The organism is Spirosoma luteolum, from assembly GCF_054778875.1.
Genome location: NZ_BAAGZE010000006.1, coordinates 543614 through 566970 on the forward strand (window position 1 = coordinate 543614; position 23357 = coordinate 566970).

Here is a 23357-nt window from a genome sequence, read left to right on the forward strand (position 1 = left end):
TTGCGCCCGTTTTTCACCTACCGTTCGTTTCCGCCCCCATGTCATTTTATTTCAGTGCCTATTCGACCCCGCTGCTGTTTGGCTTCATTCAGGGCTGGCTCTACGCTATTCTGCTCTGGGTGCGGGGCCGGCGCAACGAGCGGCTGTCCGACTGGCTGCTGGGCTGGCTGCTGATAGCACTCTGTTTCGATATATGGGAGTATATGCTGGGCTTCGGCGGCATCGAGATCCTGTGGCGTCAACTGGCGTTTTTTCCCCGAAACCTGTCGCTGCTGCTGCCCCCTCTTTATTATTTCTACCTCCGCAGTCAGGTCGATACGACCTTTCGGTTTACCGCCCGGCACCTGTGGCATACCCTGCCGTTTGGGCTCAACACCGCTTATCACCTGCTCGTATTTGCGCAGGGGCCCGCTTTTATGGCGCAGTGGGAGACCCGGGTGCATGGACCTCTGTACATCGATATGCTTGTGTTTGTGATCGATACGGGGCAGCACCTGCTGTATCTCTACTGGTCGATGCAACTCTACCGGGCCTACCGGCAGTGGATCAAAACGCAGTTTTCCGATCCGGACACCATCAGCTTTCGCTGGTTCCGCAATTTTCTGGTGGCGCTGGTCTCTACACTGACCATCAGCTTTACCATGACGATGGTTGATCTGTGGCTCGACCTGAGTTTCTGGCAGGACTGGTGGGGTAATCTGGCCGGAGCCGTGCTGATCTATTACGTCAGCATATCGGGCTATGCCCAGTGGCAGCCCGGCCGGCGCCTGACGTTCCGCGAACCCGACGCCGAACCGAGCCCGGCGCCCTCCCCGGTCGCCAATCCACCCGAGACATCGGCCGAGCCAACCCGCACGCTGCTGCCCGAACTGGAGCCGCTGCGCCAACGCCTGTTAGGGCTGATGAGCACCGACAAACCGTATCTGGAGCCAGACCTGTCGCTGCCCGACCTGGCCCGGCGGCTGCATACCAACCCGGTGGTGCTGTCGCAGGTAATCAACGCCGGGCAGGGCGTTAACTTCAACGATTTTGTGAATGAGTACCGGGTAGCCGAGTTTAAGGCGCAGGTACGGCGGCCCGATCGGGCCCATCTGAGTCTGCTGGGGCTGGCGCTCGACTGCGGCTTCAATTCGAAGGCCACCTTCAACCGGGCGTTTCGGAAAGCCACCGGCCAGTCGCCCCGCGAGTTTGCCGATTCGCCCCCTACAGCCCCGGCCCACGCCGACCAGTAGGCGAATGGGCGCCCGCCAGTGTCCAAGCAGGTCTGGTCAGGCGCGCCCTGTTCAATGCAGAACCGTCAGCAGATGCCTTTTTCTTTTGCCGGCACCCGCTGACGTTCGGACCTCAACGGATTGTTAATGTCGATGCATCTAACCCCTTATTGAACACAACGGAATCGATAACGGCGGTGACGGCTCCGTACTGAAACCGGAAAGGCACCAGTATGCCGTCAACGGCGCGGTAATCGCTTACGTCTGTACTGGTATTTCCTACCGTCGTTCGTAGCTTCAGACCGCTGTCTGAGTCGAAAAATGAGTACCAGCCAGCCCCGCCGGGCAGACTGTGCTTTATGCGGTATGCTTCTTTTCCAGCAATTGTTTCTTTACCCTCCAGCACAGACATGACACCCGAAGCGGCATAATCCAGTTCCGGAAACAATCGGTTTGTCCAGATTAATTCTTCAGCAGCCTTGCCCGTTACAGGCTTATCGTTTTCAAGTACTTTTTCACCATCGACCCGACGTAGAAACAGCACGGTTCCGCCCGCATTTGCCACCTTGCTCAGCGATTGATGCTGGTTATTCTGCTGCACCGTCAAACTCGTTTTGGAGGCACCGCTACCGATCGACCCACTACTGGCCATATCTCTGATAGTCAATAACTTTTCTTTACCGCCAATTACTTTTACGTACCGCTCCAGCACATCGGCAGCCGTAGGCGTACCCTGTCCGAATACCGTTACCAATTGCCCCAGACAGAGCGCCAGTACACACATTACCTTTTGCATATGTAGTTGTTTTGGATGGATGAAATTGATTATTGGATGTAGCCCTAATTTTTCGATACGAGCCCAGGAGCCGGCGCTGGCGTCAATGGCTGATTTATTATTTTTTCCACCATCCCAATTGCCGGCTGTATTTCTATCGAAACAGGCCTATTTTTTCGGCATTGACTGCCTATTTTTTCTGCTCTATCGTGGGTCAATCGGCTTAGCTGTACTATCTATTGGTGACCCTATCCGTGCTACCTACCCTATCTCCTCAATTCATTCCCGACTATCCTGTACGGCCCCAATAAAGTTGGACGCTGGCCCACCCAAATTACTTTAGTTTACAGATAGATTAACTACAATTTATGATCAATAAATCAGCGGATCTGGCGCCCGATAATACGATCGATCCTAGCGTTTTTCGGCAACCATTTGAGTTATCGGCAAACTGGTAGCACCGGCAGTGCCAGGTCATTCAGGCGTCCCGATTTATACCCCTGTCTGTCAACTGACATCGTGTTTCCGGTGGCGGCAGCGCTGCGTTTTTAATCCGTCGGGCAAAACCATTACTCGCATCCGTCGTTTTATTTTCATACACCAGCCTTCGCTGTCGCTACCGACACGGGCTGGTTTGTTCATAAAACACAACGACACAATGAGCACGCAACAAAACCTCAACGGAAAGAAAGTAGCCATCCTGCTGACAGCAGGCTTTGAAGAAGTAGAAATGACCAAGCCCCGCGCGGCCCTCGACGAAGCCGGCGCAACCACCCATATCATTTCGCCCAAAGGTGGTGAGGTGAAAGCCTGGGACTCGACCGACTGGGGCGATTCATACGATGTTGATCTGGGCCTCGATGCTGCCGACCCGAACCAATACGACGCCCTGCTGCTGCCCGGTGGCGTAATCAACCCCGACACGCTGCGGCAAAACGACAAAGCCGTTCAGTTCGTGAAGCATTTCTTCGCGGCCAACAAACCCGTAGCGGCTATCTGCCACGCCCCCATCATGCTGATCGAGGCCGGCGTTGTCGACGGCAAGAAATTAACCTCGTACCCATCCATCAAAACCGACCTGAAAAATGCCGGTGCCAACTGGGTCAACGAACAGGTAGTAACCGATGGCAACCTCGTAACGAGCCGCAATCCCGACGATATTCCGGCCTTCAACGAAGGCATGATTGCCCTGTTTGCCGACGGTGTGAAAGTCAACGCCTGACAACCGGCCAATCCGTAATCAGAAAGGGGACATCGCGTTGTGCGGTGTCCCCTTTTTGTTAGTAGCTGTTCCTGGGAGCGGATTAGTCGATTTTCATCCGAAACACTTCGTATGGCCGTTTCCGGGTCGATTTGCCGCCGTTGTTTTTAGCCATGTGATCGATCTGCGACGTAGTGATGTAGAGGTAGCCGCCCTGAATAGCGTAGCTGTCGGGCCACTGCAGCAGCGTTTTGTCGGTCACGAGCGTTTCGCGCTTGAGGGGGGCTTTAGTGCCAGGGCCCGCGTCGAGTCGCAGCATGGTATAGTTCAGAATATCGCCCAGGTAGAGCCGGTTTTTGCTGTCGATAATCATGCCGTCGGTAGTGGCATACCGGCCCAGTGTGTCCACTTTGCTGCTCAGCACCTTGTCGGCAATTTTTTCGTCGCGCAGGTATTTCGTTTCGATGCGGTACAGCTTATCGTCCGACAGGGGCTTGTAGTAGAGCCAGTCGCCATCGGGGGTGAGCGCCAGCCCGTCGGAGTTGAACTTGACGGGTCCTTTGTCGTCGCGCAGCAAACGACCGTCGATTATAAATTTAAACGCCGGGTCGACTTTAACCGAGGGGTCACCCTGTAATGTCATTCGAATTTTGCCACTGTTGATGTCGATTACGGCCACCCCGCCCTGCTGCGATTCGGTCACGTACACGATTTCCCGCTTCGTATCGACGCGGATATCGTTGAGGTAGCTCTGTGGCCCCACGATGCCTTTAAACGAATAGCTCTTGATGACTTTATTGGTCGCCAGGTCGAAACAGACCAGTTTGTGGGCATCCTTATACACCCCCTGTTGCTTGGGGCTGGCCGGGTCGATTACCCACAGACGGTCTTTATCATCGACGTATTCCGACTGCACGCACACCCATTTGTTGGTGGGGTCCTGGCCCATCTTCCAGCTGTTCCAGCTCGCGTCGGGATAGGGTTTTACCGAGCCATCTTTCTGCACTTCAACCAGCGCGTATTTGTAGGTGTCGGTCCAGTAGGGGTAGTTGATAAACATACGCCCTGTTTTGGATACCGCTACACCCGTCAGCTGATAGGTATCGTCTTTAAATACGGGTTCCAGCTTTGCCGTCTGGGCCGAAACCGGGTGGGTAATGGCCAGCAGGGTAAAAACCGCTGCGCCCATCCATGATTTTGTGTTCATACCGTTGTGTAAGTCGTTTGTATTCGTGTGTACACAACCGCAGGAACGTGGCAAGGTTTCTTTTTTCTAGGCGCTGGTTATGGGCCGGTCGGCTACGCCCCGTGCCCGATGGGCCAGCACATGCTCGGGGTAACCGACCCCCACCAGATACAGTCCGTTGGCGGGCGCGGGTCGGCCGGCCACCGTTCGGTCGCGGGCCAGCAGAATCTGATCGAAGGCCTCCAGGCTGAGCCGCCCCTGCCCAATCGCAAGCATCAGTCCGACAATGGTACGGACCATGCCCCACAGAAACCGGTTGGCTTTGATATGAAACGTCAGCCGATCGCCGGGGCCGGTAGTCCAGTAGGCAAAGGCAAGCGCACACCGAAAATGCGTTACGTTGGCCCGCACCTTACTCAGGCTTTTGAAATCGGAATGGCGCAGCAGCACCGCGCAGGCCTCATTCATCCGATCGATATCCAGCGCGTGCCGGAAATGAAGCGCCAGGCCGGGCATAAACGCGTTCTTCTGGCGCGAAATGCGGTATTCGTAGTAGCGCGACACCGCCGAAAACCGGGCGTGATCGGTGGGGCCAACCGGGAAAATGGCCCGCAGGGCAATGTCGTCGGGCAGCACGCAGTTGAGCGAATACAGCAGGGCATCGGTCAGGTCGAGGGGCTCGTCGAGGTCCAGGTGTACAAACTGCTGCTCGGCATGCACCCCCGCATCGGTGCGGCCGCTGCCCATCACCGCGACCGGCTTGCCCAGCCGTTTCGACAGCGCCCGTTCGAGGGTATGCTGCACACTGGTTCCGTTGGCCTGCGTTTGCCAGCCGTGGTAGGCCGTGCCGCGGTACGAGAGCTCGATAAAATAACGCATAGACTGCAAAGGTACGCCCATCGGTGGTTTTTGGGCCCGCGCCCCAGCGCACAAAAAAATGGGGGCTGGCCGCACCTGGCGACCAACCCCCTACGGTGGGTAAGCTGTGTGGGCCCATGCAAGCTCCGGGTATCTGATTAGCGGGGACCGCGCCGGCCCCGTTCGCCCCCCTGGCCGGGTGCCGACTCCCGGTCGCCGTTAAACGACCCATTACCGGGGTTCTGATGCTCCTGGCGGGGCGTTTCCACGCGGGGTGCATCCATCCGGGGTGATTCTGCCCGGTTCGCACCCGGGCCGGACTGATCGATATTGGGCGCCGGGCTTAGCGGCTGCTGGTAGCCACCCCGTCCGCGCGAGGGCTGATAGTCGCCCGGCGTGGATGCGCCCGGTGTGGATGCGCCTTGGTTACGCGGCTGTTGCGGCTGCGAGCCAACGTCGGTACGGCCGCCACCGTAGTTGCCCCGGTCGGGGTTACCGGTCGATGGCGTGTAGGTGCCCCGGCTCGGGTAGCTGGGTCGGGTAGTCTCGGGCTGCGGGGCTGGGCTGGGGGCATTGTAGCCCCCGTTGGCTGGTCCCGCCGGCGGGGCATCGGCGCCCGAACGGCCGTTGGAATACCCGTTGTTATACCCCCCGGTAGCCGACCGGTCGTTGCCATAGCCCCGGCCGTTGTTGTAGCCACCATTGTTGTTATACCCTCCGTTGCCAGGGCGACCATTCTTGTCGTTGCCATTGCCATAGCCCCCGTTGGGGTAGGCGCGGTTGTCGGGCCGGTTGTTGCCGTAGGGATCGTTGCCGTAGCCACGCCCGTTGCCGTAGCCGTAGTTACCGCTGCGGTTGCCGTTGTAGCGGTCGTTGTCATAGTTGCGGTAGCGACCGTCGGGGTGGTAGAAACCAACCGAGTTGCCGTTGATGACACTGCGGCCGGGCCGGTCGAGCCGGTCGATGCGGTAGACCGTAACGGGCCGGCGGGTGATACGCTCGATTTCGGCGCGCTGCGGTCCGTACACATACGCCCGGTTGTTGTACCGGTACACGTTGTTGATCACGACCGTGTTCTGGTAGATGGCGTACCCCCGCGGCCGGGCCACCCGGTAGCTATACCACTGCGGGCTGTTGATGTACACCTGCGGCACGAAGGTCCAGTACGGAGCCGGAATATTGACCGTTACGTTGATATCGACGCCGGGGCCCAGCGGTGCCCAGCCGTAGTAACCACCACCCGACCGCCACGATACCCAGGCCGGCCCCCACTCCGAATCCGGAATCCAGGCCCACCCGCCGTACTGCTGGTCGAAAATCCAGCGGCCGTAGTGGAACGGTGCCCAGCCCCACGGATAGTCAGACACCCAGGTATTGCCAAACTCCGTCACAACCCAGTGGCCATCGGTCGCGTAGGGCTGAAAGCCGGGGGCAGCGTCGGGAATCCAGACCGTGCCGTAATACGGGTGCTGCACCCACTGCCCGTAGGGGGCCAGTTCATTGTAAAACGCCTGCACCGGAACATTGACCCCGGGCTGCGCCGATACCCGCGCCACGGGCGAGACACTGATCGTGGCGAAGACGAGCAGCAAACTGGCAACTATGTGTTTGGGAACGTTCATGGCTGTAAGAAAAAAACGCCGTGCCGGAAGCAGCACATCCGTTTGATGCATTTCGATAACCATCGTTTAATGCCGCCGGCAACTTTCTGCGGTTTAGCATTCTTCCCCGTTCGCTCCCGGCTGGCATCCCCCTTTTATGGGATTGGATTGCCCTCCGGCGGAGCGCACTTTTGTCGTGAGCTCCGGCTTCTTCCACATCCCAACCCAACCACCTGACCGAAGCCGCTGCAGGGCCCGTAGGGCTTCGGTCAGTCCCTTTCTTTATCCAGCAGGACTGTCTCCGCCGGTCTGTAAACGAGGTGGAGCGCGTGTAGCCCGGTGCGCTAACCGGGCCCCTTCCAGACACCTTTCTAACCAAACCAGTACCGATGACTAGTATCGCCACTTGCAACGAGATTTTTTTGCAGACGGTCCGAATTGCGGCTGGTGCCCCGGGCGTCATTGCCCGTTCGGGCGCCATCCTGCACCTGGCCATGTTCGAGGCCGTCAACAGCCTCAGCGGCACGCCTTACGACAGCTACCTGAACGCACTGACCTGCCTTCCGGACCCCAACGCCCGCCCCGAACTATCGGCAATCTACGCGGCTCAGCGTGTGCTGACCCAGCTGGCCCAGGATAGCCACGTGGTAGCCGCCACCCGACAGACCGCCGTGCAGCAGACCGTGAACCTCTCGTTCCAGACGCTGTTTCTCGGCATCCAGGCCACAGCCGCCGAGCATGCCGGCAGCCGTACGTATGGCGAGTGCCTGGCCGATGCGGTGCTGGCCAGTCGGCAGGCCGATGGCTACGATCAGGGGGGCGTATCGAACGGCAGCATCCTGCCGGGCTACTGGCGCCCTACCCAGCCCAACACCACGGGCGTTACCCCACACTGGGGGCGGGTGCGGCCCTTTTCTAGCTGGCCGTCGCCCCACGCCTTCCGCCCCACCCTGCCGGGTGGTTACGCCACCATGAGCGACCTGCTGGCCAGCCCCGAGTACGCGGCTCAGGTTGAAGAGGTTCGGCTGCTGGGTGGCGCCAACTCGGCCGGGCGCACCGACGAACAGACCCAGATTGCCTTTTTCTGGGCCAACGATCTCGACGGTACGTCTAAACCGCCGGGACAACTGTACAGCCTCACGGCCACCATTGCCCGGCAGCGCAACCTGTCGCTGGTCGAAACCGCCCGGTTGTTTGCCCTGGTGGGTATGGCCATGGCCGATGCCGCCGTGGTGGCCTGGGATGCCAAATACGAAACGCCCATCGACCTGTGGCGCCCCGAAACGGCCATTCACGAAGCCAATGCCGATGGGAATGTGGGTACCGTGCACGACCCGACCTGGCAACCTCTGTCGCGAACAGCGCCGGCTCAGGGCATGACCAGTGCGCCCGGCCAGCCGATGCCCGCCAATGTAGTCACGCACTTTTCGCCGGCCTTCCCGGCCTACGTATCGGGGCATGCCACCTTCGGCGCGGCCCACGCAGCCGCTATGCGCATTGCGCTGGGCACCGACAACATCACGTTTATAGCTACTACCGAGGACCCCAACGCCACCGTCCGGCAACGGTCGTTCAACAGCCTTACGGCAGCGGCCCTCGAAAATGCCCGCAGCCGGGTGTATCTGGGCGTGCATTTTCAGTGGGACGGCGACAACGGTTTTCTGTCAGGCACCCGGGTTGGCGAGCTGGTAGCGACGCAACTGCTCAAACCCCGTATGCCCATGCCCATGGCGGTGCCGGCCGGCCAGCCGCAGACGGTCTGAGCAACCCCCACAAACGATTGCGCCCCTGATCCGACAGCCGGCATCAGGGGCGCAATCATTTATGTGTATTGGTTCAAAGCCAGTTTTTACGCCGGAAGATATACACCGTCAGGGCCGACGAGAGGGCCATCAGGGTCAGGGCAAAGCCGTAGCCGAAGCGCCAGTGCAGTTCGGGCATACTGTCGAAGTTCATGCCCCAGATGCTGGCCAGCAGCGTGGGCGGCAGAAACACCAGCGACACCACGGTGAAGATTTTCACGACCCGGTTCTGCTCCAGGTCGATCAGACCGAGGTAGGTATTCTGCAGAAACTCCAGCCGCTCGAAGATGAAGTTGGTGTGGTCGATCAGGGAGTTGATATCTTTAATCAACGTCCGCAGCCGTTGCTGTTCCTCATCGGTAAACCAGCCGTCGGAGCGGATCATCGACGAAATCACCCGCTGCTTATCGACCACGTTTTCCCGGATGGACATGGTCAGCTCCTGGTAATCGTTGATGTTGAGCAGCATCTCCCGGTCGAGGTTGGCGTCGAGATCGAGCATGCGGTTGATAGCCTTGATTTCGCCCGACAGCAACTCGACCAGATCGGCGTCGTAGTCGATGCGCGACTCGAAGATGTAGATCAGAATCTGCGCGCCATCCTTAAAGCCCGCCCGACGCGTTTTGATGCGCTTCACCGTATCGGCAAACGACTTCAGATCCGCGTTGCGGTACGTAAACAGGGTATCATCTTTCAGGATAAAACTAACCGGCACCGTCACGTAGCGCTGCTCCTGGTCGGGTACGAGAAAGTTGGAGTTGGCGATCAGAAAGTCGTCTTCTTCGATGTAGCGCGAACTGCTCTCAATCTCCAGCTGCTCCTGCTGGCTTAGAAAATCGACGTCGAATTTCTCCTCGATACTTTTGATCTCCGCCGGGGTTGGGTTCTGCAGATCGACCCACAGAGTGCGCTCCGTATCGGAGAAAGAGTCGATATCGCGGATTTTGCGAACGAAGGTTTCGTCCTGCTGGAAGATACGGATCATACAGGTTGCTGAAGCGGGTCACAAATCGTACTGGCCGCAAAGGTCATAAAAAAAACCGGAGCGAGTCCGGTTTTTCAGGGTTCAGGGTTTGTTGTTCAAGGGTTGACGTAATCGCGTTCTGCAAGCTTACACGGTAAACAACAACCCCTGCACTCACTTATTGAACTTGGCTTTGTACATCTGGTACAGGCGCTTGTGGCGATCGTCGAGGTTGACCTTGCGCCCCTGGATAAACACGTGCTCGACCACATTGGTCCGCATGTCGAGGGCGTCGCCGGCCGATACGAACAGGGTGGCGTGTTTGCCTTTCTCGAGCGTGCCGACCATGCTGTCGATACCGAGAATTTTGGCGTTGTTGGCCGTTACCATCTTCAGCGCTTCTTCGCGGTCGGTTACGCCGAAACCAGCCGCCGTGCCGGCCTGAAAGGCCAGGTTACGGGCCCGCCACCACTCGTCGGCATAGCTCAGGCCCACCAGTACGCCGGCTTTCTGCAGCATGCCGGGCAGGCGATACGGCAGGTCGACATCTTCGTCTTCGCGGTTGGGCAACCGGTGCAGTGCGCCCAGAATAACCGGCACGCTGTTGTCTTTCAGAAACGTAATCACGCGGCTGGCGTCTTCTCCGCCCACGATCACGACCTTCTGCACCCCCATGGCTTTGGCCCACTGCACCGACTCAACGATGTCTTTGGCGTAGTCGGCCCGGATGTACAGGTTCTGCGCACCCGTAAACAGCCCTTTCATGGCTTCGAGCCGCAGGTTTTTGGGCAGCGGATTGCTGATGGCGGCATAGGCTTTGGCATCGGCAAAGGTGGCTTTCAGGGCGCTGATGGCCGCTTCGCGTTTCTCGTTGCGTTTGATCACGAGCGAGAAATCGTCGAAGTTGAATTCGCGGGCGTAGTAACCCGGCCAGTTGAGCCACAGCCCGTCGTCTTTCCTGAGGGCGGCATCTTCCCAGTTCCAGCCGTCGGTCATCATCACGCTCGAACTGCCCGACACGGTGCCCCCCTGCGGCATGGCCTGCGTCAGCAGCACGCCGTTGTTGCGGATGGTCGGGATGATTTCCGAATCGGTATTATAGGCGATCAGCGCCCGCACGTTGGGGTTCAGAATGCCGACTTCTTCCTTATCGACCGTGGCCCGTACCGACGCCACTTCCTGCAGCCCCACGATCGACGCGGGCGAAATCAGACCGGGGTAGATGTGTTTGCCCGTTACGTCGATGACTTCGGTGTCGCTCGTGAGCTTAAACTTCACCAGCGTACCATCGACCACGTTGGTCAGCACACCCTTGTCGAACAGGATGGTGGCGTTCTGAATGACCTGCCCGTTGCCAAGGTGGGCGGTGCCCCCCATCAGCACGATGGGGTGATCCTGCGCCCGGGCCGGCGCCGGATTCTGGCCAAAACTCGTGAGCGAGGCCAGAGCAAATATGGGTATGAGTAGTTTTTTCATCGCTTTTGTTCAGTGTGTTGTTTGTTGTTTGTCGTTTCCGGGTAGCTGACCCGGCAGGGATTCGAACGACAAACCACCAACCACAACCTTATTTTTCTTCTCCTTCGGCCAGTATGCCTTCAACATCTTCGCAGTGCCACATGCGGCTCCGGCGGAAGGTGGGGCGCGTGGTGGTGGCACCTCCTGCTTTGGCCGTCATGCTTTTCTGAATCAGCCGGGCCCGTTCGGCCTGCATGGCTTCGCGTTTGGCGTCTTCGTCTTTCAGGCTGAAATACACCGCCCCGTCGATGATAGTCAGTTCGGGCCGGGCGTAGATGGCCAGCGGGCTGGCATTCCAGAGCACCAGGTCGGCGTCTTTACCCGCCTTCACACTGCCCAGCCGATTGTCGAGGTGGAGCAGTTTGGCCGGGTTGAGCGTCACCATTTTCCAGGCATCCTCTTCGCTGATACCGCCGTACTCGACCGCCTTAGCCGCTTCCTGATTCAGCCGGCGCGCCATTTCGGCGTCATCCGAGTTGATCGACACCGTTACGCCCTGCTTGTGCATCAGGGCCGCGTTGTACGGAATGGCATCGTGCACCTCCATTTTGTAGGCCCACCAGTCGGCAAACGACGAGCCGCCGGCCCCGTGCTGCGCCATCTTGTCGGCCAGTTTATAGCCTTCCAGGATGTGCGTAAAGGTGTTTACTTTGAAGCCCAGCGAGTCGGCCACTTTCATCAGCATGTTGATCTCCGACTGCACGTAGGAGTGGCAGGTGATGAACCGTTTTTTGTTCAGAATCTCGGCCAGCGTTTCCAGTTCGATGTCGCGACGGGGTGCGGTAGCTTTGGCTCTCTCTTTCGCACTCAGTTTGTTGTAGGCAACCCAGGCGTTGTCGTATTCACGGGCGCGGGTGAAGTGGTCCATGTAGACCTGTTCGACGCCCATGCGGGTTTGCGGAAACCGAACCCGGACCGCATCGCCCCAGTTAGCCTGCTTCACGTTTTCGCCCAGGGCAAATTTGATGAACCCATCGGCTCCTTTGATGAGCATATTCTCGGGGGCCTCGCCCCATTTCAGCTTCACCAGCGCCGACTGCCCGCCGATGGCGTTGGCCGAGCCGTGAAGCAGCTGCGACGTGGTAACGCCACCCGCCAGCTGCCGGTAGATGTTGATATCTTCGGAGTTGACCGCATCGGCCATGCGCACCTCCGCCGTACTCGACTGCGAGCCTTCGTTGACCGACAGTAGGGCAATGTGCGAGTGCTCGTCGATGATACCGTTGGTGAGGTGCTTACCCGTTCCGTCGACCACGCGGGCACCGGCGGGGGCGGTCAGGTTTTTACCGACCTGCGTAATCTTGCCGTTCGACACCAGTACGTCGGCACCACTCAGAATGCCGTCTTTCTCGTTGGTCCAGACCGTGGCGTTGCGAATCAGCATGGTTTCGGCCTGGGGCTTCTGCAGGTTGCCCATGCCCACAAACGGATACATAACCGCCGTGGCGCTGGCGGGCAGGGCCGTGGTCGAGCGGGCCATGGTGGCCGTGGCACTGGTAGCGGTGCTGCTCGTAGCGGTCGTCGACTGGGGCGCATCGGCCGTGCGCGTAGCCGACCACGTTACGACTTTACCCTCGGGTGTTTCGCCATCGCCCTTAATGGTGTTGCCAGTGCGGTAGCCCGTCAGGCGGGTCGTGCCGGGTTTTTTCTTGTCGAGCTGTACCTGCATCGTCACGAAATCACCGCTCACACTTACTTTGGGCGTCAGTTTGGTGGTATCGGCCATCAGCTGATACTCCGGCTTCTCCATGGTTTTGCCGGTGATGTTCAGCTTCATGTTCTGCCCGTTGCCGAGCGTCATGGTCCAGACGCCCCGCAGGTCGGCGGCATCTTTCTGCCCTACCACATACTGTTTGCCGCGAATCCAGTTTTCATAGATCACGTTGTCGGGCGAAAACAGGTTGCCCGAGGTGATAATGAAGTTGGCAATGCGGCCTTTCTGCAATGTACCAACCTGATCGTCGGCACCGATGAGTCTGGCGGGGGCCAGGGTGAGGGCGTCGAGCGCCCGCTCTTCGGTCAGGCCGTTTTCAATGGCTTTGCGGATGTTACCCCAGAAATCGGCTTTGTTGCGCAGACCGGCCGTGGTAATGGCAAACGGAATGCCCGCAGCCGCCAGCTTACCGGCATTCATGGGCGCCATTTCCCAGTGCTTCAGTTCGGCGATCGATACGTTGTCGGCATCCCAGGGGTCTTCGACATCGTAGGGCTGGGGGAAATTGACCGGCACGATCAGCGATGCGCCCGTGGCTTTCACTTCGCTCAGACGCTGGTATTCGTCGCCCCCGCTGCGGATAATGTACTGCTTACCGAATTCGTCGCCAATCTTGTCGGCCCGCAGTACGCCGAGTTTGTCGGTCACCTCGAAGATAGCCGGCAAGGCCAGGTTGCGGTTCAGAGCCGCCAGCGACAGGTTTTCCTGCTGCCCGCTGCCCGCCCGTTTGTACCAGTCGGCATCGTACATGGCCTGCCGAATCAGCGCTACCGTGCCCATGATCGAGTTGGGGTAGGTCTGGTTAGACGTGCCGCGGTTGAACGAATAGTGGGTGGTGGCGCCCGGTTTCAGTACCACCATGTTTTCCCGGTCGTCGGCCAGTGTCACGAGTGCTCCCGTGCCGCGCACAATCCCATCGTGGGGGTGGGTCAGCACCGCGCCATACCCGATCTTCCGCAGTTCGTCGGCTTTGGCAGCATTGGCTTTGAACAGCAGACTGGCGTCGTTTTCGGGCTGTACCGACTGGTTCCAGTAGTAAGCACCTTTTTTGTTTGATTCGAGCTGCGGGGCACTGCGACCACCACCGGGTTCGCGCCGGACTTCGGGCATCCCGTAATCCGAATCCAGTTCGACCAGTGCGGGGTAAATCCGGCGGCCGTTGAGGTTGGTAGCCACCACACCGGCGGGCAGCTTTACGTTGGTGCCCACCGCTTCGACGCGTCCATCGCGGATCAGCAGGGTGGCATTCTGGAGGGTTGTTTTCGGGTCAACGACGATGGTGGCGTTGGTGAAGGCGTAGAGCCCCGGCCGTTCATCGTGGACCCCGTTTTGGGGGAAGGTTGTCTGGGCAATGGCACCGGAAGCCAGCGCCATCACAAACAGTCCCGAGAGGACATGTTTTCTCATAGAATTCGGTTGATGATTGGGTTTTACCGGCCAAAAGTAGCGAATACGAGGGGGTATTATGGCAGCTATCCCAAATAAAATTTCGTCTCCCTGGATCTTCATTCATCAGGAGTTACTTATCGCCACGAGTGTCCCGAACACCAGCCCAGCCTCCTCTCGACGCCCCCCGCCCCGACTATATGCGCCCACGGAACCATCAAAAAAATCGACGGGGTGTTTGCCAGCTTATACTGCTGGCAAACACCCCGTCGATCTGAATGCTGCATGGCCGCTGGCCTGGCGGTTTTACAGCGCTACACTACCTTATCGCTGCCCGACAGGCCGGTCGTAGCGGCTGGTATTATCTTTCGATTCGGTACCGGTTTTGGCCCCGTAGCCCGATGCAACCACACCGATCAGGAGGCCGATAAAGCCAAAGATGGCGGCTTTCGAACCAGCTGATGCAGCGCCATCGGCCACTTCGCGGGTTTTTACTTCGGCCTCTTTCTTTGTTTGCTCGAATTTCACCCGGGCCTGCTCGTAGGTCTTCACCCAGTTGTCGACTACCTGACTGGCCTCGGCCCGGCTTTTACCGGTCCGTTTCATCACCACGTTGATGGCAGCTTCCCGGTCAATCTGATCAGCCACGCCTTTTCCCCGTTTGATGAACACGTCGAGCACGTTGTCGGCAGTTTCGTCGGCCTGTTGCGGGTTTTCGGCAGCCGTTTCGGCGGCTCCCTTGGCCTCATCTACCGCCCGATCGGCCTGCTTTTCAAGGGCTTCGGGGCGCAGTTGTTTTTTACCCGTTTCGCGCAGCACCTGATCAATCTCGCCCTTTAAGTCGCTCAGATCGATATCTACCCCGTTTGCTTTAAGCTGATCCTGCACGGCATTGCCCAGTTGGGGCGCAGCCGCTGCCGCGGCCGAACCCGCGGTCCGGACGATGCCCCCCACCAGGCGGCCGGCGCCACCAATCAGGCTGCCCAGCGTTGTGGTCAGGAAATAAATCGTCAGCAGGGTAGCCACGCACCAGGTCAGTACGCCATGGATAATGCCATCGAACAGCCGGGGCGCACTTACCAGCCGACCCGCAATCCAGCCCCCCAGAAACAGGGAGATCAGGCTGCTCAGTATATACCAGATGGCACTGCCAATACCCAGTCCAGCCGTTGGGTTCTGCTCTTCGACGGCATCGATCGTACCGAGCCCGATACCCAGCCCAAGCAGCGTCAGCAGCATCTGACTGACAATAGCTACCAGAACACCGGCAAAGACGGCACTCCAGGAAATACGTTTGTAGGCCGGCAACGGAGCGTACCGGGCCGGGTTTTGTGCGGAGATTGTGTTTTCCATTTTTTCGTTGAGTGTTTATATACGTTGCTTGTTCCTTAAGCGCTCGTTGCCGGGTAGTGGCCACCTGCCCATTAAGTATAAATACACAACGGCGTTAAGTAGTTGCCATAACAAGGCGAACCAGGTGTTGTTCATTTTTTCATGGCTTTTAAATTGCAGCGGAGCACCCGCGCTGGCAACAGCCCAGCCGTGTACCGCCCATTTCGGCCCACCAGGCAACCGCTGAACCAGACCGAGCCGGCTACCCCTGCTACCACTTGTACTAACCCGCTATTCACTCCGCGACGCTGCCGTCTCGGTGACAAACGCTTCCCCAAAATCACTGTTATCATGGCACTCGCCCGACTTTTAGGCTTCCTCCCTTTCTGCTTCAGCACAGTGCTGGCCCAGACCAGCGACATGTCTCAGACCACCCGCGACCGGATTAATTTCAATGGCATGACCATTCCGGCTACGGGGGTGCTTTACGGCGTGGCGGGCGATCCGGGCCAGCTCATCGGTACGGCCTACCTCGACTCGACCTGGCAGCGGGGTACTGTGCAGTTTTACGGCCGGCTTACGCCCACTACCGATTCGCTGGCGGGGCTGCCCATGCGCTACAACGGCCGTACGCATACGCTCGAACTACGGCCCAGCCCCACCGACCTGCGCGCGGCCCGGGCCGAGTCGATCCGGCAGTTCCGGGTCAGCGAGGCCGGTGGCCGGGTGCGCCAGTACCGCAACGTGCGTGAGTACCGGGGCGATGCCGACCGCCTATCGGATTTTTTCGAGGAAGTGGTGCCGGGCCGGCTTACGCTGCTCTGCCACCCAACGATCTACCTGAAGCGGGCCACTTACAACGTGGCGCTCAATACGGGCTCGAAAGACGACGTACTGCTGCCGAAAATAGACTGGTATGTGGGGCAGAACGGGCAGGCCACCCGCCTGACCACCAGCCGCAAAGCGCTGCTGGCGCTTATGGCCGACCGACAGGCGCTTGTCGACGAGTGGCTCCGGACGCACAACCCCGACCTGAAAACCCGCGATGGCCTGTCGGCACTGTTTGTCGTTTATAACAGCCAGCCCTAGCGGGCCAGACGGGATGGGTAGGCAGCAGCCAGCCGCTTTCTTTTCCGGGTATATTGCCACACCGTTATGCCTGTCACCAGCCCTGCTTCTGTTGCGCCAACCCGGCACCGCGCCCCTACCCACTGGCCGTTTCGGCTGCTGCATGGTTTTCTGGTTGGCATGCCCCTGTTGGCAGTACCCATGGGCATCTGGCTGGTGCAGTACCCCTACCCCATGCTCGACCTGATGCTGGCGTCGATCTGCCTCGGGCTTTTCTTTCTGCTGCTTGTCTGCCAGGAACGTCTCGGCCAGACCCGTAGCATTCAGCTGCTGACGGATCGGCTGATCGTGCGGAAAAGCAATCTGACCCGCATCGAACAGCCTTACACGGCAATCCGGTCGTACAACCTGCGAACAAGCGGAGCCGAGGGTCAAATCTGGACCGAGCTGACGGTGTACCTGGCCGACGACTGGTTCAGCCTGCGATCAACTGATTTTCCGGCATTTGACGAACTGGCAGCCCGCCTTACCGAACAGGGCACGGCCGTCCCCTACCGACCGGTTGTCTCCCGCCCCGAAGCCCGGCGGCTTACTTTTTTGCTGGGCCTGCTGGGGCTGGTCGGCGCGGGGCTGGTCCTGACCGGTTTTCTCCAGTACACGCCCCCACCCGCCAGGCCAACTCCGCTGGTCCCTGTTAGCAGTCAGGTGCAGTCGCTGCTCGTCGACCAGGGTAAGTTTCGCATCAACGGCTACGTCATACGGCTGACGGCTTTCCCGGAGTTTAGGTTCTACGCCCGCCGGGGCGATTTCAGCGATACGTTGCGGTGGCTGCCAGCTATCGTCAAGCCCGGCTCAGCCGTACAGGTGCTGGTGAAGGAGCCGGATGTGGCGCGTCGACTGACCCGGCAGCAACCCCTCACCTTTGCCGACCGCTACGCTTATTACCGCTCGATTCGGGTCTACGGCATCACCACCGAAACAGGCTTTCGGCTACTGGCGCGAAACAATGCCCGGGACAAACCACGCAGTCGGCCTTACGTACGGCTGGGCGTGTTCGTCCTGCTGGCGCTGGTGTGTCTGAGTGCGGGTATTGGGTTATGGCAGCGCGCCAACCGGCTGTAGCACCCTTAAGGGCACAATCGTCGGGCCGCCCGCCCGGTGGCAAAGCTTCTTTCCGTACCTTAGCGGCCCCTTAGCCTGCACCCTGGTGGTGCCTTGACGAATCCCGTATGCAACAGAAAATCCGGCGCGAAGACGCCCTCGACTACCACGCCAACGGCCGGCCCGGCAAGCTGGAAGTGGTTCCGACCAAAGCCTACTCCACCCAGCGCGACCTCTCGCTGGCGTATTCGCCCGGCGTGGCCGAACCCTGCCTGGCCATCGCCGAGAACGTCGACGATGTGTATAAATATACGGCCAAGGGCAATCTGGTGGCCGTGATCAGCAACGGTACGGCTGTGCTCGGCCTGGGCGATATAGGCCCCGAAGCCGGCAAACCTGTGATGGAAGGGAAAGGCCTGCTGTTTAAAATCTACGCCGACATCGACGTGTTCGATATCGAACTGAATACCAAAGACGTCGACGAGTTTGTGCGGACGGTGAAGGTATTGGAGCCCACCTTCGGGGGCGTCAATCTGGAGGATATCAAAGCGCCGGAGTGCTTCGAGATTGAAGAGCGACTCAAGAAGGAGCTGAACATCCCGATCATGCACGACGATCAGCACGGCACCGCCATTATCTCGGGGGCTGCGCTGCTCAACGCGCTCGAACTGGTGGGCAAACCCATCGCCGACGTCCGGATTGTGGTCAACGGGGCCGGCGCATCGGCCATTTCATGTTCCAAACTATACCTGGCGCTGGGTGCCCGGCCCGAAAATCTGGTGATGTGCGACAGCAAGGGTGTGATCCGCGCCGACCGCACCGACCTCGACGAGCGCAAGCGGCAGTTTGCCACCACCCGCGACCTGACCACGCTGGCCGAAGCGTTCGTGGGGGCCGACGTATTTATCGGCCTCTCCAAAGGCAATGTGGTCAGCCCCGATATGGTCCGGTCGATGGCCGACAACCCGATCGTGTTTGCGATGGCCAACCCGACACCCGAAATCAGCTACGAAGACGCCACGGCCGCCCGCCCCGACATTATCATGGCCACGGGCCGCTCCGACTACCCCAACCAGGTGAACAACGTGCTGGGCTTTCCCTACATTTTTCGGGGAGCGCTCGACGTGCGGGCTACCGAGATCAACGAGCCCATGAAGCTGGCGGCTACCATGGCCCTGGCCGAACTGGCCAAGAAGCCGGTGCCCGATCTGGTGAATCTGGCCTACGGCACCGATAACCTGCTGTTTGGCCGCACTTATATCATTCCCAAACCCGTCGATCCGCGACTGCTCGGCACGGTGGCGCCGGCCGTGGCGCGGGCCGCCATGGCGTCGGGCGTGGCCAAACATCCCATTACCGACTGGGACGCCTATGAAAGCCAGCTGGCCCGCCGGCTGGGGCAGGACAACCGCATATCGCGGGCCATCAGCAACAAGGCCAAAACCAACCCGAAGCGGGTGGTCTTTGCCGATGCCGAAAACCTGAAAGTGCTCAAAGCCGCCCAGCAGGTGCGCGACGAAGGCATTGCCCACCCCATTCTGCTGGGGCAGGCCGACATGATCCGGCAGATGATCAGCCAGAACAACCTCGACCTGGGCAACACCCCCATCATCGACCCGCGCGCGCCCGAACAGGCCGATCTCATCAAACGCTTCGGCGATTTGTTTTTCGAAAAGCGGCAACGGAAAGGCATGACTATTTCGGAAGCGCAGAAGATGATCTACTACCGAAACTACTTCGGCGCCATGATGGTCGAAACGGGCGAAGCCGACGCGCTGATCTCGGGTCTGACACGCAACTACCCCGACACCATCCGGCCGGCGCTGCAGATCATCGGTAAAGAAGCCGGTGTGGAAAAAGTAGCCGGGATGTATATCCTGCTCACCAAACGCGGGCCCCTGTTCTTTTCCGACACCACGGTCAATTTCAACCCGACGGCCGACGAAATCGTGGCCATCACCGAAATGACCGCCCGGGCCGTAGAGCGCTTCAACATCAAGCCCCGCATTGCGCTGGTCACCTACTCGAACTTTGGGAGTGCCAAGGGCGACGATGCCGAAAAAATGCACCAGGCCACCAGCCTGCTCCAGAAAAAACGCCCCGATCTGATTGTCGACGGCGAAATTCAGGCGCACCTGGGTTTCAACACCGAGCTGCTTCGGCAGAACTACCCGTTCAGCAAACTGGTCGACGAAGGGGCTAATACGTTTATTTTCCCCAACCTGTCGGCGGCCAACATTGCCTACAACCTGATGAGCGAAGCCGCCGGTTTCGACGCCATCGGCCCCATTCTGCTGGGTATCGACAAGCCCGTGTATGTGCTGCAGCTGGGTTCGTCGGAGCGCGAAATCGTCAATATGGTAGCCATCGCCGTGGTGGAGGCTCAGGGAAAAGAATAACCGGCGGAGGGGGTACGCCCGCGTACCCCCTCCGACCACTCATCAGTACCAAAAACCGAATACCGACTGTATGTCACGCATTCTTACCGGTATCCAGAGCAGCGGTCGTCCGCACCTGGGTAACATTCTGGGCGCCATCAAGCCCGCTATCGACCTCTCGAAACAGCCCGGCAACGAGTCGTTTCTGTTTATTGCCGACCTGCACTCGCTCACCACCATCAAAGATGGGCCGCAGCGCCGGGAGTTTACCCGCGCTGTGGCGGCTACCTGGCTGGCATTTGGCCTCGACACCGACAAAAACACGTTCTGGCGACAGTCGCGGGTGGCCGAACATACCGAGCTGGCGTGGCACCTGAGCTGCTTCACGCCCATGCCGATGCTCAACAACGCCACCTCGTTTAAGGAGAAGTCGGACAAGTACAGTGCCGTGAACGCCGGCTTGTTTGTGTACCCCGTGTTGCAGGCCGCCGACATTCTGCTGTTCGACGCCGAAATTATTCCCGTTGGCAAGGATCAGCGGCAGCATATCGAGATGACCCGCGACATTGCCAGCGCCTTCAACCGGCAGTACGACAGTGAGGTGTTTGTGCTGCCCGAAGCCCGCATCGACGACCGGCTGATGACTATTCCGGGTGTCGACGGCCAGAAAATGAGCAAGTCGTACAACAACTACATCGATATTTTCCTGCCCGACAACGATCTCTGGAAAGTAGTCAAGAAAATCAAGTCGGACTCGACGCCCCTCGAGGAGCCCAAGAACCCGGATACCGACATCACCTTCCAGCTCTATTCGCTACTGGCCACCGAGGCCGAAATCGCCACGATGCGGGCCAACTACGAAGGCGGCAACTACGGCTACGGCACGGCTAAAAAAGCGCTGTTCGAACTGCTGTCGGACCGCTTTGCGGAGGAGCGCCGGCTGTTCAACTATTATTTTTACGAGAACCCCGAAGCCCTCGAAGCCGAACTACAGGCAGGCGAAGCCAAAGCCCGCGCCATTGCCGGCCGCACCATCGAACGCGTCCGCGACAAGCTGGGCTTTAACTGAGGTGGTGTATAGTTTGTGGTTTGTCGTTCGTGGTTTGTGGTATTCAGTTTACGGTTTACAGGGTTCCGTTTTCCGCTGCGCTGGCTACTTAGACCCGGTTAGGAGCAGTGGCCATAAAGCGAAACCAGTTTTCTGTTTACGGTTTTCTGTTTTCCGCTTTGCGAACTACCTAAACCAGTCAGGGCACAGAACATAACCAGAAAACTGTTTTCAGTTTACAGTGCTCAGTTTACGGCTACGCGAACCACTCAACACCGATCAGGGAAGAAGCCATAAAACGGTGAGCTACAAACTGAAAACAGTAAACTGAAAACCCCAAACCACAAACTTCCCATGTCTCCTGACGAACCAATTGCCGAACTGGCGGCCCTGATCGATCATGCGCTGCTGCACCCCACCCTCACCGAAGCGGAACTGCGCGACGGCTGCGCGCTGGCCCGCCGGTATGGCGTGGCATCGGTCTGCATCAAGCCCTACGCCGTGCCGCTGGCCCACACGCTGCTGGCCGGGTCGGGCGTGCGCGTCGGTACGGTGGTCGGCTTTCCGTCGGGGGGCCATGCCACCCCCATCAAGGTAGCCGAAACGCTGCAGGCCTGCCGCGACGGAGCCGTTGAAATCGATATGGTGGTGAATCTGGGGGATGTGCTGGACCAGCGCTGGGAGGCCGTCGAAACCGAAATACGGGCCATCAACGATGCCTGCCGGGCCGAGGGGGCCATCCTGAAAGTGATTTTTGAAACCGACTACCTGCCGGCCGACTCGTTTATCATCGAGTTGTGTCGCATCTGCACCCGCGTAGGCGTGGCCTTCGTGAAAACCTCGACCGGCTTTGGTTTTGTGCGCGGGGCCGACGGGCGCTATGGGTACGTGGGCGCTACCGAACCCCACCTGCGGCTGATGCTCGACCACGTGGGGCCGGGCGTCGGCGTGAAAGCGTCGGGCGGGGTACGCACGCTCGACGGCCTGCTGGCCCTGAAAGCGCTGGGCGTTACCCGGCTCGGCACCTCGGCCACGGCCGCCATTCTCGACGAAGCCCGGCAACGGGCCGGCCGGCCTCCCCTGTCTGAACCGACGCCCACCACAACGGGCTACTGATTCCTGAACCCCTAATCGACTCAATGCTATGCTGCAACTTGGTTTTGTCTCGGCGATCCTGCCCGACTACGATCTGAATGCCGTTCTGAAATTCGCGTCGGAACACCGGTTCAAGTGCGTCGAACTGATGTGCTGGCCCACCCAAAACGCCGATACCCGCCGGTATGCCGGGGTGTCGCACATCGACGTCGACAACCTGAACGTCGAACAGATTCAGACCCTGACCAACCACTACGGCGTGTCGGTGTCGGGACTGGGCTACTACCCTAACCCACTCGACCCCGAACAGGGCGAACTGGCCCGCGAACACATCAAGAAGCTCATTCGGGCGGCCGCGCGGCTGGGCGTGCCGGTCGTCAACACCTTCATCGGTCGCAATACGGCCCTCAGCGTGGCCGACAACCTCAACCTGGTGGCCGAGCACTGGCCAGCCCTTATTCGGGAGGCCGAAGCCTGTAACGTAAAAATCGGTATCGAAAACTGCCCCATGTGGTTTACCGACGACGAGTGGCCGGGGGGCAAAAACCTGATGACGACGCCCGCCATCTGGGATCAGGTGTTCGAACGGCTGCCCTCGCGGGTGCTGGGCCTCAACTACGACCCCAGCCACCTGATCTGGCAGATGATGGATGAAGTGAAACCCATATACGCCTACGCCGACCGGCTCCACCACATTCACCTCAAAGACGTAAAACTGTACCGCGACCGACTGGACCGGGTCGGCATTATGGCCAATCCGCTGCAGTACCACTCGCCCAAACTACCGGGCCTGGGCGACGTGCGCTGGCGTGACTTCTTTGCCGCCCTCACCGATGTGCGCTACCGCGGACCAGTCTGCATCGAGGTCGAGGACAAAGCCTACGAAGCGAACGCCGACGATGTGCAGACCGCCATCCTCACCGCCCGCAACTACCTGAGTCAGTTTCTGGTACTGTAGGCCTGGCGGGGGCAGTTTACGGTTTGTGGTTTATCGTTTGTTGTTTGTGGTCTGTGGTTTCTCCGGGAAAGACCTGGAGAGCATGAGCGACCGTAACCCAGCCCATCCACCGAAAACTGCCCCCCCTGTAAACCGTAAACGATCTAACCACGACCCCTGTAAAC

General features: G+C 59.3%; 17 protein-coding genes. 9 read left to right on the forward strand and 8 right to left on the reverse strand.

Going from position 1 to position 23357, the window contains the following annotated elements:
* Window positions 1-38 precede the first annotated feature (38 nt).
* Window positions 39-1232 carry a helix-turn-helix domain-containing protein gene (locus tag ACYVAC_RS12845; protein WP_461098089.1) on the forward strand — a complete coding sequence of 398 codons (1194 nt, stop codon included), beginning with the start codon at window positions 39-41 and terminating at the stop codon, window positions 1230-1232.
* A gap of 112 nt (window positions 1233-1344) precedes the next feature.
* Here the strand turns inward: ACYVAC_RS12845 and ACYVAC_RS12850 are convergent, their stop codons facing one another.
* Window positions 1345-2007 carry a hypothetical protein gene (locus ACYVAC_RS12850; protein WP_461098090.1) on the reverse strand — a complete coding sequence of 221 codons (663 nt, stop codon included), beginning with the start codon at window positions 2005-2007 and terminating at the stop codon, window positions 1345-1347.
* Window positions 2008-2644: 637 nt separating this feature from the next.
* Here ACYVAC_RS12850 and ACYVAC_RS12855 point away from each other — a divergent pair.
* Complete coding sequence (locus ACYVAC_RS12855; RefSeq protein WP_461098091.1) at window positions 2645-3208, forward strand: type 1 glutamine amidotransferase domain-containing protein; 564 nt, start codon at window positions 2645-2647, stop codon at window positions 3206-3208.
* Between the two features lie 82 nt (window positions 3209-3290).
* Here the strand turns inward: ACYVAC_RS12855 and ACYVAC_RS12860 are convergent, their stop codons facing one another.
* The 3 genes from ACYVAC_RS12860 to ACYVAC_RS12870 all read right to left on the reverse strand — a co-directional run bounded on the left by ACYVAC_RS12860 (window position 3291) and on the right by ACYVAC_RS12870 (window position 6853).
* Window positions 3291-4394 (reverse strand): L-dopachrome tautomerase-related protein, encoded by a 1104-nt coding sequence (locus ACYVAC_RS12860; protein WP_461098092.1) that lies wholly within the window; start codon window positions 4392-4394, stop codon window positions 3291-3293.
* A 66-nt stretch (window positions 4395-4460) separates the two neighbouring features.
* A complete protein-coding gene (gene truA / locus ACYVAC_RS12865; RefSeq protein WP_461098093.1) occupies window positions 4461-5252 on the reverse strand; it encodes a tRNA pseudouridine(38-40) synthase TruA in 792 nt (263 codons plus the stop codon).
* Between the two features lie 137 nt (window positions 5253-5389).
* Entirely contained in the window at window positions 5390-6853 is a 1464-nt protein-coding gene (locus ACYVAC_RS12870; RefSeq protein ID WP_461098094.1) for a DUF6600 domain-containing protein, read from the reverse strand.
* A 368-nt stretch (window positions 6854-7221) separates the two neighbouring features.
* Between ACYVAC_RS12870 and ACYVAC_RS12875 the strand changes: the two genes are divergently transcribed.
* On the forward strand, window positions 7222-8595 hold the full coding sequence (locus ACYVAC_RS12875) for a vanadium-dependent haloperoxidase (protein ID WP_461098095.1): 1374 nt from the start codon (window positions 7222-7224) through the stop codon (window positions 8593-8595).
* Window positions 8596-8668: 73 nt separating this feature from the next.
* Here the strand turns inward: ACYVAC_RS12875 and corA are convergent, their stop codons facing one another.
* The 4 genes from corA to ACYVAC_RS12895 form a co-directional block, all read right to left on the reverse strand.
* Window positions 8669-9619 (reverse strand): magnesium/cobalt transporter CorA, encoded by a 951-nt coding sequence (gene corA, locus ACYVAC_RS12880; RefSeq protein ID WP_461098096.1) that lies wholly within the window; start codon window positions 9617-9619, stop codon window positions 8669-8671.
* Window positions 9620-9772: 153 nt separating this feature from the next.
* The gene (locus tag ACYVAC_RS12885) at window positions 9773-11074 is read right to left on the reverse strand and encodes an amidohydrolase family protein (protein WP_461098097.1); all 1302 of its coding nucleotides are present in this window, start codon (window positions 11072-11074) and stop codon (window positions 9773-9775) included.
* An 88-nt stretch (window positions 11075-11162) separates the two neighbouring features.
* Window positions 11163-14234: an amidohydrolase family protein gene (locus ACYVAC_RS12890; protein ID WP_461098098.1), complete on the reverse strand. Its 3072-nt coding sequence runs from the start codon at window positions 14232-14234 to the stop codon at window positions 11163-11165.
* 303 nt (window positions 14235-14537) lie between these two features.
* A complete protein-coding gene (locus ACYVAC_RS12895; RefSeq protein WP_461098099.1) occupies window positions 14538-15566 on the reverse strand; it encodes a YrzE family protein in 1029 nt (342 codons plus the stop codon).
* A gap of 330 nt (window positions 15567-15896) precedes the next feature.
* Here ACYVAC_RS12895 and ACYVAC_RS12900 point away from each other — a divergent pair, with 330 nt between their 5' ends.
* The 6 genes from ACYVAC_RS12900 (at window position 15897) to ACYVAC_RS12925 (ending at window position 23193) form a co-directional block, all read left to right on the forward strand.
* Window positions 15897-16634: a hypothetical protein gene (locus ACYVAC_RS12900; RefSeq protein WP_461098100.1), complete on the forward strand. Its 738-nt coding sequence runs from the start codon at window positions 15897-15899 to the stop codon at window positions 16632-16634.
* Between the two features lie 66 nt (window positions 16635-16700).
* A complete protein-coding gene (locus ACYVAC_RS12905) occupies window positions 16701-17735 on the forward strand; it encodes a hypothetical protein (protein WP_461098101.1) in 1035 nt (344 codons plus the stop codon).
* Window positions 17736-17842: 107 nt separating this feature from the next.
* Complete coding sequence (locus tag ACYVAC_RS12910) at window positions 17843-20113, forward strand: NADP-dependent malic enzyme (protein ID WP_461098102.1); 2271 nt, start codon at window positions 17843-17845, stop codon at window positions 20111-20113.
* A 70-nt stretch (window positions 20114-20183) separates the two neighbouring features.
* Window positions 20184-21161, forward strand: a complete 978-nt coding sequence (trpS, locus tag ACYVAC_RS12915) for a tryptophan--tRNA ligase (protein ID WP_461098103.1) — start codon at window positions 20184-20186, stop codon at window positions 21159-21161.
* Between the two features lie 333 nt (window positions 21162-21494).
* A complete protein-coding gene (deoC, locus tag ACYVAC_RS12920) occupies window positions 21495-22256 on the forward strand; it encodes a deoxyribose-phosphate aldolase (RefSeq protein ID WP_461098104.1) in 762 nt (253 codons plus the stop codon).
* Between the two features lie 28 nt (window positions 22257-22284).
* Window positions 22285-23193 (forward strand): sugar phosphate isomerase/epimerase family protein, encoded by a 909-nt coding sequence (locus ACYVAC_RS12925; protein ID WP_461098105.1) that lies wholly within the window; start codon window positions 22285-22287, stop codon window positions 23191-23193.
* The last annotated feature ends 164 nt before the right edge of the window (window positions 23194-23357 follow it).

Bases quoted from the DNA above. Each gene is read 5' to 3' on its own strand.
- ACYVAC_RS12855 (WP_461098091.1), top strand. From the start codon at position 2,645: ATGAGCACGCAACAAAACCTCAACGGAAAGAAAGTAGCCATCCTGCTG.
- ACYVAC_RS12925 (WP_461098105.1), top strand. From the start codon at position 22,285: ATGCTGCAACTTGGTTTTGTCTCGGCGATCCTGCCCGACTACGATCTG.
- corA (WP_461098096.1), bottom strand. From the start codon at position 9,619: ATGATCCGTATCTTCCAGCAGGACGAAACCTTCGTTCGCAAAATCCGC.
- trpS (WP_461098103.1), top strand. From the start codon at position 20,184: ATGTCACGCATTCTTACCGGTATCCAGAGCAGCGGTCGTCCGCACCTG.
- ACYVAC_RS12900 (WP_461098100.1), top strand. From the start codon at position 15,897: ATGGCACTCGCCCGACTTTTAGGCTTCCTCCCTTTCTGCTTCAGCACA.
- ACYVAC_RS12890 (WP_461098098.1), bottom strand. From the start codon at position 14,234: ATGAGAAAACATGTCCTCTCGGGACTGTTTGTGATGGCGCTGGCTTCC.
- ACYVAC_RS12895 (WP_461098099.1), bottom strand. From the start codon at position 15,566: ATGGAAAACACAATCTCCGCACAAAACCCGGCCCGGTACGCTCCGTTG.
- ACYVAC_RS12850 (WP_461098090.1), bottom strand. From the start codon at position 2,007: ATGCAAAAGGTAATGTGTGTACTGGCGCTCTGTCTGGGGCAATTGGTA.
- ACYVAC_RS12905 (WP_461098101.1), top strand. From the start codon at position 16,701: ATGCCTGTCACCAGCCCTGCTTCTGTTGCGCCAACCCGGCACCGCGCC.
- ACYVAC_RS12910 (WP_461098102.1), top strand. From the start codon at position 17,843: ATGCAACAGAAAATCCGGCGCGAAGACGCCCTCGACTACCACGCCAAC.
- truA (WP_461098093.1), bottom strand. From the start codon at position 5,252: ATGCGTTATTTTATCGAGCTCTCGTACCGCGGCACGGCCTACCACGGC.
- ACYVAC_RS12870 (WP_461098094.1), bottom strand. From the start codon at position 6,853: ATGAACGTTCCCAAACACATAGTTGCCAGTTTGCTGCTCGTCTTCGCC.
- ACYVAC_RS12885 (WP_461098097.1), bottom strand. From the start codon at position 11,074: ATGAAAAAACTACTCATACCCATATTTGCTCTGGCCTCGCTCACGAGT.
- deoC (WP_461098104.1), top strand. From the start codon at position 21,495: ATGTCTCCTGACGAACCAATTGCCGAACTGGCGGCCCTGATCGATCAT.
- ACYVAC_RS12860 (WP_461098092.1), bottom strand. From the start codon at position 4,394: ATGAACACAAAATCATGGATGGGCGCAGCGGTTTTTACCCTGCTGGCC.
- ACYVAC_RS12875 (WP_461098095.1), top strand. From the start codon at position 7,222: ATGACTAGTATCGCCACTTGCAACGAGATTTTTTTGCAGACGGTCCGA.
- ACYVAC_RS12845 (WP_461098089.1), top strand. From the start codon at position 39: ATGTCATTTTATTTCAGTGCCTATTCGACCCCGCTGCTGTTTGGCTTC.